10 protein-coding genes are annotated in these 13,420 nt (G+C 62.9%); 6 read left to right on the top strand and 4 right to left on the bottom strand.

The genetic code is table 11. The features are described 5' to 3' along the window. Nucleotides 1–244 precede the first annotated feature (244 nt). Nucleotides 245–724 (top strand): MarR family transcriptional regulator, encoded by a 480-nt coding sequence (locus B6V72_RS15955; protein ID WP_075775934.1) that lies wholly within the window; start codon nt 245–247, stop codon nt 722–724. Here B6V72_RS15955 and B6V72_RS15950 read toward each other — a convergent pair whose 3' ends face one another. Beyond that, a complete protein-coding gene (locus B6V72_RS15950; protein WP_088735990.1) occupies nt 725–1,510 on the bottom strand; it encodes a metallophosphoesterase family protein in 786 nt (261 codons plus the stop codon). It lies immediately after the preceding gene. Further along, nucleotides 1,507–2,604 (bottom strand): diacylglycerol kinase family protein, encoded by a 1,098-nt coding sequence (locus tag B6V72_RS15945; protein WP_088735989.1) that lies wholly within the window; start codon nt 2,602–2,604, stop codon nt 1,507–1,509. The genes B6V72_RS15950 and B6V72_RS15945 overlap by 4 nt, the downstream gene beginning before the upstream one ends. A 250-nt stretch (nt 2,605–2,854) precedes the next feature. Between B6V72_RS15945 and B6V72_RS15940 the strand changes: the two genes are divergently transcribed. The 3 genes from B6V72_RS15940 to B6V72_RS15930 all read left to right on the top strand — a co-directional run bounded on the left by B6V72_RS15940 (nt 2,855) and on the right by B6V72_RS15930 (nt 5,959). Next, on the top strand, nt 2,855–3,862 hold the full coding sequence (locus B6V72_RS15940; RefSeq protein ID WP_075775932.1) for an ABC transporter substrate-binding protein: 1,008 nt from the start codon (nt 2,855–2,857) through the stop codon (nt 3,860–3,862). Between the two features lie 92 nt (nt 3,863–3,954). Beyond that, complete coding sequence (locus B6V72_RS15935) at nt 3,955–4,866, top strand: proline/glycine betaine ABC transporter permease (protein ID WP_075775931.1); 912 nt, start codon at nt 3,955–3,957, stop codon at nt 4,864–4,866. Further along, complete coding sequence (locus B6V72_RS15930; protein ID WP_088720348.1) at nt 4,859–5,959, top strand: glycine betaine/L-proline ABC transporter ATP-binding protein; 1,101 nt, start codon at nt 4,859–4,861, stop codon at nt 5,957–5,959. The genes B6V72_RS15935 and B6V72_RS15930 overlap by 8 nt, the downstream gene beginning before the upstream one ends. A 50-nt stretch (nt 5,960–6,009) precedes the next feature. Here the strand turns inward: B6V72_RS15930 and B6V72_RS15925 are convergent, their stop codons facing one another. Next, nucleotides 6,010–6,312 carry a hypothetical protein gene (locus B6V72_RS15925; protein WP_075775929.1) on the bottom strand — a complete coding sequence of 101 codons (303 nt, stop codon included), beginning with the start codon at nt 6,310–6,312 and terminating at the stop codon, nt 6,010–6,012. 318 nt (nt 6,313–6,630) lie between these two features. Here B6V72_RS15925 and B6V72_RS15920 point away from each other — a divergent pair, with 318 nt between their 5' ends. Together B6V72_RS15920 and B6V72_RS15915 are read left to right on the top strand one after the other, a co-directional pair. Beyond that, nucleotides 6,631–7,899: an efflux RND transporter periplasmic adaptor subunit gene (locus B6V72_RS15920; RefSeq protein ID WP_088725626.1), complete on the top strand. Its 1,269-nt coding sequence runs from the start codon at nt 6,631–6,633 to the stop codon at nt 7,897–7,899. Between the two features lie 10 nt (nt 7,900–7,909). Beyond that, the gene (locus tag B6V72_RS15915) at nt 7,910–10,978 is read left to right on the top strand and encodes an efflux RND transporter permease subunit (RefSeq protein WP_075775927.1); all 3,069 of its coding nucleotides are present in this window, start codon (nt 7,910–7,912) and stop codon (nt 10,976–10,978) included. A 170-nt stretch (nt 10,979–11,148) separates the two neighbouring features. Here B6V72_RS15915 and ptsP read toward each other — a convergent pair whose 3' ends face one another. Beyond that, the gene (gene ptsP, locus B6V72_RS15910; protein ID WP_075775926.1) at nt 11,149–13,392 is read right to left on the bottom strand and encodes a phosphoenolpyruvate--protein phosphotransferase; all 2,244 of its coding nucleotides are present in this window, start codon (nt 13,390–13,392) and stop codon (nt 11,149–11,151) included. Nucleotides 13,393–13,420 lie beyond the last annotated feature (28 nt).

Raw genomic sequence — 13,420 nt, 5'->3', positions numbered from 1 at the left:
CTCTCGTTTGCTTCGGTAGCCTAAGTAGTTCATGTAGTCGAAAATTTCAACCACCTAACTAATGGAACCCGGAAAAGTTCCGCTTACAGCCTTATATTCTTGCTTATAAGCCCTAAATACCGTTAGTATGACAAAGCAAATGAGTAGAAGCGAACGAAATAAGCTTAGCAAAGCCAAGCAATTGCAGAACACAGAACTCTCTGCGATACTGGGTCGTCTTGATAAAAAAGGGGCCCGCCGCCTGATGGAGCGTGTCGATACGAGCCTGATCGCTTTGCGTAGAATCCTGCGCGCGACCGAAATGTTCGGTCGCGACCTGGCGAAGGCTGCCGGGCTGACGCCTGCGCAGTTCCGCGTGCTTCAGGTGATTTCCGAAAAAGGCTGGTCGACCCCCAAGGCCATCGCACAGCGTATGGGCGTGAGCCAGGCGACGATGACAGCGCTGATCGACAAACTCGAGCGCAAGGGCATGGTGACCCGTCAGCGCTCCGAACGGGACCGCCGTCAGACCGACATCGTGATTACGGAGCTCGGCGCGAGCGCGATCGACGAGGCGCCCGACGCCCTGCAGCAAATCTTCGTCCGCCGATTCGAGGCACTGGAAGATTGGGAGCAGGCGCAGATCATCGCCTCGCTCGAGCGCGTCGCCTCGATGCTCGACGCGCATGAGATCGACGCCGCCCCCGTTCTGGATTGGGGCGACATTTCCGGCAAGCCGAACTGATCAGGCCCGGATCCACGTCCCGTCCGGGGCGCGGATGAACCTCTCGTTCTCGATCGGCTCGAAGCTCATGTCCCGCGCCCCGTAAAGCGTGATCGACAGAGCGTCGCGCCCCCCTTCGATCACGTTGAACGTATTCGGCTCGCCGCGCAGGCGCGAGGACAGGCCCGTCCCCGCCTGCACGAACAGTATGCCCGGCACAGCCGAGAAGGGGGCCACCAACCCGGTGTGCAGATGCCCCGACAGCACGAGATCCGCACCGCATTCCGACATGCCCTGCAGCGCGTCCCCTGCCCCCTCCATGAGAGCCTTGTCGACCTCGGGGCCGTGTTCGAGCGGATGGTGCATCACTGCGACTCGCAATCTCTCGCCCGCTTCTTCGAATTCCTGACACAGACGGGAGATCGTGCGGTCAGGCACCTTCCCGCGCTGCCACGCGAAGCGGTTGACCGTGTTCACGCCCACCACCTTGAAGCCGTCGGTCTCGTAGACAGGTTCGAGATCGTGATTGATCGCGGATTTGTAGCGCCCGAAGGGCTTGAGCACCCGAAGAACGATATTGTCGAGTGGCGTGTCGTGATTGCCGGGCACCGAGAGCGTCTCACTCTCGATCTGCTCGAGGAACATCCGAGCTTGCATGAACTGACCGCGCCGGGCGCGCTGCGTGAAATCCCCCGAGATCACCGTCAGATCGGGTTCGAGCTGGTTCAGTGCCGTAAGAAGCGGCATCTCGAGTTCGGGCAGGCTGCGCCCGAAATGCAGGTCGGAAAGGTGAACGATACGTGTCATGCAGTTGCGTCTTGGGGTTCGGTCTCGCCATGCGTCGCGGGCAGCACGATCCAGAGCGGCTCGTCGGACATCTTGAAGCGGAATGGGCTCTCAGCGCGGCATTTCTCACCGTCATAGGCCAGAAGGCCTCGCCGGCGCGCGGTTTCGATCTCGAAGGATTTCGCCCGGATCAACTCGTAATCCTCGCCCTGCTTTGTCTTGCGGCGCACAAGGCGCATGGAGAGACGGAAGAGATCCCGGCGGGTCTGCGCCTTTGCCACGAGCACCGCGAAGGCGTCGTCGCTGATCACGGTCGCCCCGTCGAGCCCGAAGAAATCGAGCTGATAGGCGGAGCGGGCGATGAAGACGAGCGCCGTGCGTCGACTCAGCTTTTTTCCGTCAGCCGTAATCTTCAGCTGCATCGGGCGCTGGAACCGAAGGAAGGTCTTGAACACCGACCAATGCGCGACGATCCGGCGGCGCCCCCAGCGCGCATAGATGTCCTCGCGCGCCTTCAAGATCGACGGGTAGATGCCGAGCGAGGCATTGTTCAGAAACACCTGCCCGTTCACTTCGCCGACGCGGATCGAGTGCGCTTTGCCTTCGCGGATCGCGCGCGCCGCCTCTTCCGGATCCTCGGAGAGACGCAGACCTCGGGCGAAAAAGTTGAAGGTGCCGAGGGGCAGTACGGCCATCGGCACATCCTGCCCCACCAGCGCACCCGCGACAGCCATCGCGGTGCCGTCACCACCCGCCGCCACGATCATCTCCGCGCCCTCGTCGAGCGCTTTACGCACGGTCGCCACGATGTCGCTTTCCGGCGACCATCGATAAAGCGACGCGCCGTCACCAAGCGCCTCCATCGCGCGGCTGATCGCTTCCTCGTCCTTGGCATTGCCCCCCGAAGAGGGGTTCGCAATCAGCGCGACCGCTTCGCGGCGCAGCGCGGCGCTCGGCTGCGGCGGGGCGCCGGAATCGGCGTCAGCATCGGAATTTCCAACGTCTTTCCCGTGATTTATACCGGACGGAAGCGCGGAGTCCGCACCGGGGCTCACTGTGGCGGAAAACCCCGCGTTATTCTCCGACGAAACGGAGTCCTTGGGCTCGGTTGTCATGCTTTCACCTCTTCGTGCGGCTGTAACGCCGCACGGAGCCGGAAAGGTCCGTGAAAAGGTTGCGCGCCTCGACTTGGTTATTTACGACATAGAAGTGTCGGAATTTGGCAAGTCCTGCGCGCGTTCTCACGTGAGCGTGACTTCATGAGGATTCCAACCCGGGAAAATCCGGGACTTATCGCGACCGGTATCACGGCGGCAGCCCGCGCGGATCGCTTCAAATCAAAGCTGCCACAACAGGAGGACCTGTATGAACAAGAAAGCGCTTGCCGCGCTACTGACGGCGCTGCCGCTGGCGACCTTCTCGGCGCCTGCCTTCGCCGCCGACGGCGAATGTGGTTCCGTCACCGAAGCGGAAATGAACTGGGCTTCGGCCGGTGTCGCCGCTTGGGTCGACAAGATCATTCTCGAAAACGGCTACGGCTGTGACGTGACGCTGGTGACCGGCGACACGATGCCCACCTTCACCTCGATGAACGAGAAGGGCGAGCCCGATATCGCGCCCGAGCTTTGGGTGAACGCGGTGAAGGTCGCGCTCGACAAGGCCGTCAGCGAGGACCGCCTCGTGATCGCCGCCGAAATCCTCAAGGATGGCGGCGAAGAAGGCTGGTGGATTCCGAAATACGTCGCCGACGAGCACCCCGAGATCAAGACGGTCGACGATGCGCTGAAGCATCCCGAGCTGTTCCCCGATCCCGAAGAGCCGTCGATCGGTGGCGTCTACAACTGCCCGTCGGGATGGAACTGCCAGATCTCGACCGCGAACCGCTTCAAGGCCCACAAGGCCGAGGAGAAGGGCTTCAAGCTGGTCGACACCGGTTCGGCTGCGGGCCTCGACGGCTCGATCGCCAATGCCTACGAGTCCAAGAAGGGCTGGCTGGGTTACTACTGGGCACCGACGGCGATCCTCGGCAAATACCCGATGGTCAAGCTCGACGCAGGTGTTCCGAACGACAAGAAAGCCTGGGACGAGTGCAACTCGCAGGCCGATTGCGTCGATCCCAAGCCCAACGCCTACCCGACCTCGGACGTGTTTACGGTCGTGACCAAGGAGTTCGCCCAGAACAACGCGGTGGCCATGGACTACCTTGGCAAGCGTGAATGGTCGAACAAGATCGTGGGCGAGTTCCTCGCTTGGCAGGCCGACAACCAAGGCACCAACGAGGACACCGCTTACTACTTCCTCGAGAACTATCCGGATGTCTGGAAAGCGTGGCTTTCCGACGACGTGATCAAGAAGGTCGAGGACGCGCTCTGAGCGGGCGAACCGAGATTTTGGCGCGCGTAAGGGGAGCCTTGCGCGCGCTTTCTTTTAACCGGCGCAAATAATCGACCGGAGGACATAACAAGATGGCATCTTCATGCTGGGGCTTGCCGGAACTGCTCTGTGAGTTCCCTTCCCTTCCCAACTCCACCCTACGCCACATGCGCATGGGCATCGACGACGGGTTCCGCGGCATCGTCCGCGCCTATTCCGATCAAATCGACGCGGCCACGCGGCCGCTTCAATGGTTTCTCAACACTCTCGAACACGCCTTCGTGGACACGCCGTGGTTCATCATCTTCGCGCTGATCCTCGTCGTGGTGTGGTTCGCCTCGCGCAATCCGAAGATCGTGATGGGCTCGGCCATGGGCCTTGCCTTCATCGGCATTTTCGGCCTGTGGGAGGACACCATGACCACCCTCGCGATGGTCACCGTGGCGACGCTGATCGCGATCATCCTCGGACTGCCGATCGGCATCCTGATGGCGCGCTCGGACCGGATGCAGCAAATCCTGACGCCGGTGCTCGACGTCATGCAGACCATGCCATCCTTCGTCTATCTGATCCCGGTCGTCGTGATCTTCGGGATCGGCAAGGTGCCCGGCGTGATCGCGGTGGTGATCTACGCGATCCCGCCGATGATCCGTCTGACCAATCTGGGCATCCGCCTCGTGGACAAGGAAGTCATCGAAGCCGCGGACGCCTTCGGCGCCAACCCGCGTCAGAAACTCTGGGGCGTCCAGCTTCCGCTGTCGCTGCCGACGATCATGGCGGGCGTCAACCAGACCATCATGATGGCGCTGGCGATGGTCGTCGTGGCCTCGATGGTCGGTGTCGGCGGCCTCGGTAAAAACGTGCTGCAGGCGATCAACAACCAGTTCTTCACCATCGGCTTCCTGAACGGCTTCGCGCTCGTCGCGATCGCGATCATCTTCGACCGCGCAAGCCAGGCGTTCGGCAAGCGGCTGCAGAAACATTCGGAGGCTGGCCATGACTGATGCGACGACAAACGCAGCGGACGAGACCCGCTCGGGCATCGAAATCCGCAACCTCTACAAGATCTTCGGGGCGCGCCCCAAAGATTACGTGGAGGTCGTGCAGGGCGGCATGGGCAAGGAAGAACTCAACGACAAGCACAACCATGTGCTCGGTCTGCAGAACATCAACCTCGACCTGCCGCCGGGCAAGATCTCGGTGATCATGGGCCTCTCGGGCTCGGGCAAGTCGACGCTCATCCGCCATATCAACGGGCTGATCATGCCCACGGCCGGGGAAATCCTCTATAATGGCCGCGATGTGGTAAAGATGAACGAAGAGGAGCTTCGTGAATTCCGCCGCCACGAGACCGCGATGGTGTTCCAGAAATTCGCGCTTCTGCCGCACCGGACCGTGCTGGAAAACACCTGCTACGGCCTCGATATCCAGGGCATCGACCGCAAGGAGTCCGAGCCGATCGCGAAGAAATGGATCGCGCGCGTTGGTCTTGCGGGCTACGAGGACAACTACCCGAACCAACTCTCGGGGGGCATGCAACAGCGGGTGGGTCTAGCCCGCGCGCTGGCCAACGATGCCGACATCCTTTTGATGGATGAGGCGTTCTCCGCGCTCGATCCGTTGATCCGGATGGACATGCAGAAGGTACTTCTTGACCTGCAGGCGGAGCTGAAGAAGACGATCGTCTTCATCACCCACGACCTCGACGAGGCGCTGCGGCTAGGAGACAAGATCGCGATCCTGCGCGACGGTGCGCTAAATCAGGTGGGCACTGGGCAGGAAATCGTGCTGCGCCCGGCGAATGAATACATCGCCGAGTTCGTCCGCGAGGTGAACCGGGGTCGCGTCATCCGGGCCGAGACCATCGCGATGCCATTGCCGGAAGGCGAGCTGCCGAAGATGAAGGTAAAAGCCAGCTCGGTGCTCGAGAAGATCGCGCGCCGGATGGCCGATGCCGAGGTGCGCATGGCGACTGTTGTCGACAAGGCGAACAAGCCGATCGGCGTGGTCGACATGCCGACGATCCTGACGGCCATGGTCACGCCCGCAAGCGTCGAAGAAGGCGATGACGCGGTCGAGGAAGACAGCGCCGCCTGAAGACTACGGGGCCGCCGCGCCAGCGTGGCGGCCCTGCCCGGCTCAACCCATCAGAACCAGCTGGGTCCGCGGCGCGACAATCGTATCATGTTGGCGCTGGTGTGGTTTCCGATCTGCGTCATCGAAGCCGAAATCGCCCGATCTGCCGTCTGTCCGCGCATCAGCGCGAAAGCTGCAGCCTCTGCCGCCGCCGCAACCGCCACTGGCTTTTCCTGCATCATCTGGAACGATTCGAGCGGGGAAACATCCCAAAGCCCCATCATCCCCGCGACCCGCATCGAGATCACCGCTTGCGCCTCGACGCCGATCCGCGCGGCCTCGAAACCGATGCGCAAAAAAGAAAGGGGGTCCATGCAAACTCCTAGAACCAGACACCGCTGCAAAGCGACGCGGGGCCGTCAGGATCGCAGGTACAAGTAGAGATAATGCACGTTTTTTGGCGGTCGAGGCGGAAAAAATCAGATTTCTGCGATCTTGACGTTACAAAACGCCAAGTATTGCTTGGCCGCACCGGTTTTCCACCTTGCCTTCACGGCACTGTGACCCATCCTTTTGGCGTCGCTCGCGTATTGACAGGGCGCAGACGTGAACCAAATGGTTCAAAAATCGCGCGCGGGTCGGTCGGCGGGGCCGAAACCATGCGCAAACAGGGATTTTGACGGGACATCCAAATGATCAAACGCCTCCTCATCGCTCTCGTCGCCCTCATCCTCGTGGTGGGTGGCGTCGTCGGCTACAATCTTTTCCGCTCCAAGATGATCGCGCAGTTCTTCGCGAATATGAAGCAGCCCCCCGTGGCGGTTTCGGTCAGCGAGGTGAAGCCCATCACCTGGGAGCCGGGCCTCGAGGCGATCGGGACCGCCGCCGCCGTGCAAGGGACCGAACTTGCCGTCGAAATGGGCGGCACGGTGCAGGCGATTCATTTCGAAGCGAACGACAAGGTCGAGAAGGGCGAGGTGCTCTTGCAGATCGACGACAGCTCCGAGCGCGCCGATCTGGCCTCGGCCAAGGCCGCTCAGGACCTCGCCGAGACCAATCTCAAGCGCGCGCGTCAGCTCGCCGACCGGGGCGTGTCCGCCACCTCCAATCTCGATCAGGCCGAAGCAAGCGCACAGGAAGCGCGCGCAAGCGTCGCGAAGCTCCAGGCCTTGCTCGAGAAGAAGCGCCTGACAGCGCCGTTTGCGGGCATCATCGGCATTCCGCGGGTGGAGGTCGGCCAATATGTCGGAACCGGCACCACTTATGCGACGCTGCAGGATCGCGATCATATGCGGGTCGACTTCACCCTGTCCGAGCAGCAGGCGCGGCTGGCCGAAGCGGGTCAGACCGTCAAGGTGCAAACCGAGGACGGCTCCGTCGACCTGAAAGGCGAGATCACCGGGATCGAGCCCAAGATCGACCCGAATTCGCGCCTCGTGACGCTGCGCGCCGAGGTTCCCAATGGCGAAGGCAAGCTGACGCCCGGCCAGTTCGTGCATGTCACTGTCGTGCTGCCCGCAGAGGATAACGTGATCGCCCTGCCGCAGACCGTGGTCAGCTCCAACCTCTACGGCGATTCCGTCTACGTGGTGCGCAAGGAGACCCCCGAAGGCGCGGATAAGCCGCAGTTGGTCGCCAAGCAGGTCTTCATCACGCTCGGACGCCGCTCCGGCCAACTCATCGAAGTCACCAAGGGTCTCAAAGCGGGCGACATGGTCGTCAACGCGGGTCAGAACAAGCTGAACTCCGGCGCGACGGTGAGCATCGACAACGCGATTTCGCCCGATCCCGATGCGCCCTCGACCGAAGAGGTGATGAAAGCCTTCGGCATGGAGGGCAACGCCGCGGCAAACTCCGAGGCGTCTTCGGACGGCAACTCGAGCGCCAGCGCGGAGGGGGACTCGGACACCACGTCGGACGCCTCATCGGACACGACCTCAGACGGCGCGAAGGCGCAGTAAGGCCAAGCCCATGAATATCTCCGAGATCTTCATCCGCCGCCCCGTCCTCTCGATGGTTCTGGGCGCGTTCATGCTCCTGCTGGGGGCGCAGGCCTATTTTAACCTGCCCGTCCGCCAATATCCGGAAGTCGAGGAAACGGTGGTCACCATCACCACCGCCTATCCCGGCGCCTCGCCCGAACTGATCCAGGGCTTCATCACCTCGCCGCTCGCTGCTGCCGTGGCGACCACTGAAAACGTCGATTACGTCACCACCCAGTCGCGACCCTCGGCCTCGGTTATCTCGGTGCATATGAAGCTCGGGTCCAATTCCGACGCGGCGATGACCGAGGTGCTCTCGAAAGTGCAGCAGGTGAAGGGCCAACTGCCGTCGGCCGCGAAGGACCCGGTGATCCAGAAGGGCACCGGCCAGACCTTCGCGCTGATGTATCTCGCGGCGCTCAACCCCAACATGACGCCCGAGCAGCTGACCGAATATCTGCGCAGGGTGATCCGTCCGCGCATGTCCACGATTCCGGGCGTCGCGCAGACCCAGATCATCGGCGCCTCCGATTACGCGATGCGGGTCTGGATCGATCCGGACAAGCTGGCTGCGCGCGGCGTCACGGCGTCGGAAGTGGTGGGCGCCATCCAGGCGTCGAACTTCCTCTCGGCCCCGGGCAAGACGAAAAACGAATACGTCGCCCAGTCGATCACGTTGCAATCCACGCTGCAGACGCCCGAAGCCTTCGGCAAGCTGCCGATCACCGGCAAGGGCGATGACGTGGTGCGCCTCCGCGATGTCGCGAAGATCGAGCTCGCCAAGGCCTCCGAGAACGAGATCGTCACCTTCGAAGGCAAAGAGGGCACGTTCCTCGGCGTCTACCCGACGCCAGCTGCCAACCCGCTCGATACGGCGGCGGCGGTGCGCAAGGCGCTGCCCGATATCAACGCAACGCTCCCCGAAGGCATGAAGATCGAACTGGTCTACGACTCGACCGAGACGATCTCGGCCTCGATCCACGAGGTGTTCAAGACCATCGGCGAGGCGGTCGCGATCGTGACCGTGGTGATCCTTCTGTTCCTCGGCTCGCTGCGCTCCGTGGCGATGCCCATCGTGACCATTCCGCTCTCGCTGATCGGGGTGCTCGCAGTGCTTCTGGCGCTGGGATACTCGATCAACCTTCTCACACTGCTGGCAATGGTGCTGGCGATCGGCCTCGTCGTCGATGACGCGATCGTGGTGGTGGAGAATATCCACCGACATATCGAAGAGGGGATGAAACCGATCCCCGCCGCCGTGCGGGGCATGAAGGAGATCACCGGGCCGGTCATCGCGATGACGATCACGCTGGCCGCAGTGCTCGCGCCTCTGGGCTTCACCGGCGGGTTGACCGGACAGCTGTTCCGTGAATTCGCCTTCGCACTCGCGGGGTCGGTGATCCTGTCAGGGATCATCGCACTGACGATCACGCCGATGATGTCGGGCCGCCTGCTGAAACATGGCGAGTCCAAGGGCTTCCAGGCGTTCGTCGACCGCAATTTCGATCGGCTCTCGGGCTGGTACGGACGGCGCGTCGACGGCTCGCTCGACCTGCGCGGGATCACGCTGCTCATCGTCGTTTCGCTGGTGGGCGTGACCGGGTTCATGCTGATGAACACCAATTCCGAGCTTGCCCCGGACGAGGATAACGGCGCGCTCTTCGCGATCCTGAACGGGCCACGCTACGCGACCAGCGACTACACGCAGAAATATATCGACCAGGTCGGACGCGACACCGCCGACATCCCCGAAGTGCGCACCGATTTCTCGATCGCGGGCTTCGGCGGCGACAGCTCTCAGGGTATCTATATCTGGGCGCTCAAGGACTGGGCGGATCGCACCCGCAGCCAGAAGGAAATCCAGCAGGAGATCCAGAGCGATCTGGGCAAATCGACCGGCCTGAAGGGCTTCGCTTTTGCGCCGCCGTCGCTGCCGGGCACCGGGGGCGGCCTGCCGATATCGGTGGTGATCCAGTCGATCCACTCCGCCAAACGCGTCGCCGAGGTGGCCGAGGAGATCAAGAACAAGGCACAGGCCACGGGCAAGTTCATCGTCGTACAGAACTCACTCAACTTCGACAGCCCGCAGGTCAATGTCACGATCGACCGCGACCGGGCGGCGGCGCTGAACGTGCCGGTCTCGGATATCGGTTCGACGCTGGGGCTGTTGGTCGGCGAAGCGTCGGTGGCGCAGTTCGACCGCGACTCCAACAGCTACGACATCATCCCGCAGGTGCCTCAGGAATTCCGCGCGAATCCCGAGGAGCTGGGCCGCTACTTCGTCCGCTCCGCCTCGGGTGCGATGATTCCGCTGTCATCGCTCGTGAAGATCGACACCGGCGTGAACGCCGCCTCGATCGAACAGTTCGACCAGTTGAACGCGGCGACGATCACGGCGCTCCCCCTGCCCGGCGGCTCCACCGGCGAGGGCGTGCAGACGATCGTGGACATCGCCAATCAGGTGATGCCCGACGGCTTCTTCGTGAACTATTCGGGCCAATCTCGGATCGAGACTCAGCAAGGCAATACCATCGTGATCGCCTTCGCGGCGGCCGTGCTGGTGATCTATCTGGTGCTCGCCGCCCAGTTCGAGAGCTTCCGCGACCCCTTCATCATCATGATGACGGTGCCGCTGACGATCTTTGGCGCGGTGCTGCCGCTGAACCTCGGCTTGGGCACGCTCAACATCTATTCCGAGGTGGGGCTGATCACGCTGGTGGGGCTGATCACGAAACACGGGATCCTGATGGTCGAGTTTGCCAACCAGCAGCGCGAGCAATCGGGCCTCACCCGCCGGCAGGCGATCGTGAAGGCCGCGCAGACCCGTCTGCGTCCGATCCTGATGACCACCGCCGCAATGGCGCTGGCGGTGGTGCCGCTGATCCTCGCGCAAGGCGCGGGCGCAGAGGCACGCAAGGCGATGGGCCTCGTGATCTTTTCGGGGATCCTGATCGGGACGATGTTCACGCTGTTCGTGGTGCCGATGTTCTACACCTTCATCGCGCCTTCGGACAAAGCCTACAAAGCGGCCGAGGAAAAACGTCTGGCTGCCGGCTGAGACGGAAGGCAAAGACTGGGGGCTTCGCGCCCCCAGGCCCCCGCGGAAAATGTGTGCCAAGGCGAAGGCTTACCTCTTTCGCCTTGGCGTAAATATCCCGGGGTGAATTTCCGAAGGACAGAGGGGGCAGCGCCCCTTTTTTATTGCGACCTCAGAGGCCCCCGCCCCTGTCAGAGATGCGCGAGGTAGCTCGTTACCGCGGGGCGCACAGTGGATTGCCCTGCATTGCGCGCCTGCTGGATCACCTGCCGCAGTTCCCCCAGATCGGCGCGGCGGATCAGATGTTTGACCGGACCGATCGAAGCGGGTCGCATCGAAAGCGTACGAATGCCGAGCGCCGCGAAGGTCAGCGCCTCGATCGGGCGCCCCGCATCCTCGCCGCAGAAGCTGAGGCTCGTGTTCGAAACCGCGCAGCGTGCGATGATCCGCTCAAGGAAGTTCAGGAAGGACCCGTCGAGCGTATCGTAGCGGCGACGCACCCGTTCGTTCTCGCGGTCGGCGGCGAAGAAGAACTGCTTCAGATCGTTGCCGCCGATCGAGATGAAATCGCAATCGCGATAGAAGCTGTCCGGCGCGAAGCCGAGGCTCGGGGTTTCCAGCATCGCGCCGATGCGCAACTCTTCGGGCACGGTGCGGCCCAACTGGGCCTCGCGATCGCGGACCCGCAGCAAGGTATCGCGCGCGGCGTAGAATTCCTCGGGGAGCGCGATGAAGGGAAACATGATCGACGTCGGGCGTCCGTCGGCTGCGCGCAAGAGCGCCTGCAGCTGCATTCGCAGGATACCCGGCTTGTCGAGCCCCACCCGCAGCGCGCGCCAGCCCATCGCCGGGTTCGGCTCGTCCTGCGGCTTCATGTAGGGAACAACCTTGTCGGAGCCGATATCGAGCGTGCGGAAATTCACCCGTCGGCCGTCGGCCGCGTCCATCACCCGTTTGTAGAGCTGAACCAACTCGTCGCGGCGTGGCACCTTTGTGCGGGTCAAGAATTGCAGTTCGGTGCGGAACAGCCCCACCCCATCAGCGCCGGAGCCCTTCAGGGAGGGCAGATCCGCCATCAGCCCAGCATTCATCATCAGCGAGACAATCTGGCCCGATCGATCGACCGCAGGTTGGTCGCGCAGCGAGGCATAGCGTTTCTGCGCCTCGGCCTGCATCGCGATCTTGTCGCGGAATGCATGCGCTACACTTTCCTCTGGCCGCAGGTGCACCACGCCCTGATCACCGTCGACGAGGATCGGGTCACCGTTCAGTGCCTCCGCCGTAATCCGGCCCGCATGGATCACCAGCGGAATCGAGAGCGCGCGGGTGACGATCGCGGCATGCGAGCCGACGGAACCCTCCTCCAGCACCACGCCCTTGAGTTTGCGATCATAGTCGAGAAGTTCCGCCGGGCCGATATTGCGCGCCACGAGCACCGGGTTTTCGGGCATCTCGGCACCGGTATCGCTGCCCTGCCCCGTCAGCTGCCGCAGCAGGCGGTTCGATAGGTCGTCGAGATCGTTGAGCCGTTCGCGCAGGTACGGATCGGGCGCCTTGCGCATCCGGTCGCGCGCGGCGTTCTGCTCCTTCTCGACCGCAGCTTCGGCAGAGAGGCCCGCTGCGATGTCTTCGAGCATCCGCCGTTTCCAGCCCTTGGAGGCGGCGAGCATCTTGAAAGTCTCCAGCACCTGCCGCTGATCCTTGTCGATCAGGGTCGGGCTGGCGAGCATCTCGTCGATCTTGCCGCGCAGTTCGGTGATGGCCTCCTCGAGGCGCGCGGCCTCGGCCTCGGGATCTTCGGCGACCGGGTTCGTCACGACGACGCGCGGCTCGTGCAGCCAGACGCGCCCCTCGGCGGCGCCTTCCTGACCGGTCGCACCGCGGAACATGACCGGGAAGCGGTGAGTCGCACCGATCTCGGAATTCTCGCCGCCGGTGAAGGCGCCAAGCTCGGTCATTTCGGCCAGCACCATCGCGACCACCTCGAGCCCATAAAGTTCGTCATCCGAGAAGCTGCGCTCGTCCTTCGACTGCACGACCAGAACGCCCAGCTTTTCGCCCACGCGCTGGATCGGCACGCCGACGAAGCTGGAGTAAATCTCTTCGCCTGTCTCCGGCATGTAGCGGAAGCCCGGCTCGGAGGGCGCATCGGCGGAGTTGATCGGGCGGCCCGACCGCGCCACGCGGCCCACGAGACCTTCGCCCAGACGCATCCGCGTGTGGTGGACAGCCTCTGCCTTCAGACCTTCGGTCGCGCAAAGCTCTAGCGTTTCGGGATCGCGGAACAGATAGATGGAGCACACTTCGGTGCCCATCGAATCCGCGATGATCTGAGTGATGTGGTTGAGCCGGTCCTGCCCGTCGCCCTCCGTGGCCAGCGTATCGCGCAGGCGTCGCAACAGCGTGCGACTATCACTTTCGCTCAGTTCCACCATCCGCGCAGGTCGTCCCTGTTGCTGCGGC

The organism is Thioclava sp. F34-6 (assembly GCF_002213235.1).
In the GTDB taxonomy this organism is placed as follows: Bacteria; Pseudomonadota; Alphaproteobacteria; order Rhodobacterales; family Rhodobacteraceae; genus Thioclava; species Thioclava nitratireducens.
The sequence above is the reverse complement of the archived record's forward strand: the minus strand, read 5'-3'. Positions and strand labels throughout refer to the sequence as shown.

Bases quoted from the DNA above. Each gene is read 5' to 3' on its own strand.
- B6V72_RS15955 (WP_075775934.1), top strand. From the start codon at position 245: ATGGAGCGTGTCGATACGAGCCTGATCGCTTTGCGTAGAATCCTGCGC.
- B6V72_RS15950 (WP_088735990.1), bottom strand. From the start codon at position 1,510: ATGACACGTATCGTTCACCTTTCCGACCTGCATTTCGGGCGCAGCCTG.
- B6V72_RS15945 (WP_088735989.1), bottom strand. From the start codon at position 2,604: ATGACAACCGAGCCCAAGGACTCCGTTTCGTCGGAGAATAACGCGGGG.
- B6V72_RS15940 (WP_075775932.1), top strand. From the start codon at position 2,855: ATGAACAAGAAAGCGCTTGCCGCGCTACTGACGGCGCTGCCGCTGGCG.
- B6V72_RS15935 (WP_075775931.1), top strand. From the start codon at position 3,955: ATGGCATCTTCATGCTGGGGCTTGCCGGAACTGCTCTGTGAGTTCCCT.
- B6V72_RS15930 (WP_088720348.1), top strand. From the start codon at position 4,859: ATGACTGATGCGACGACAAACGCAGCGGACGAGACCCGCTCGGGCATC.
- B6V72_RS15925 (WP_075775929.1), bottom strand. From the start codon at position 6,312: ATGGACCCCCTTTCTTTTTTGCGCATCGGTTTCGAGGCCGCGCGGATC.
- B6V72_RS15920 (WP_088725626.1), top strand. From the start codon at position 6,631: ATGATCAAACGCCTCCTCATCGCTCTCGTCGCCCTCATCCTCGTGGTG.
- B6V72_RS15915 (WP_075775927.1), top strand. From the start codon at position 7,910: ATGAATATCTCCGAGATCTTCATCCGCCGCCCCGTCCTCTCGATGGTT.
- ptsP (WP_075775926.1), bottom strand. From the start codon at position 13,392: ATGGTGGAACTGAGCGAAAGTGATAGTCGCACGCTGTTGCGACGCCTG.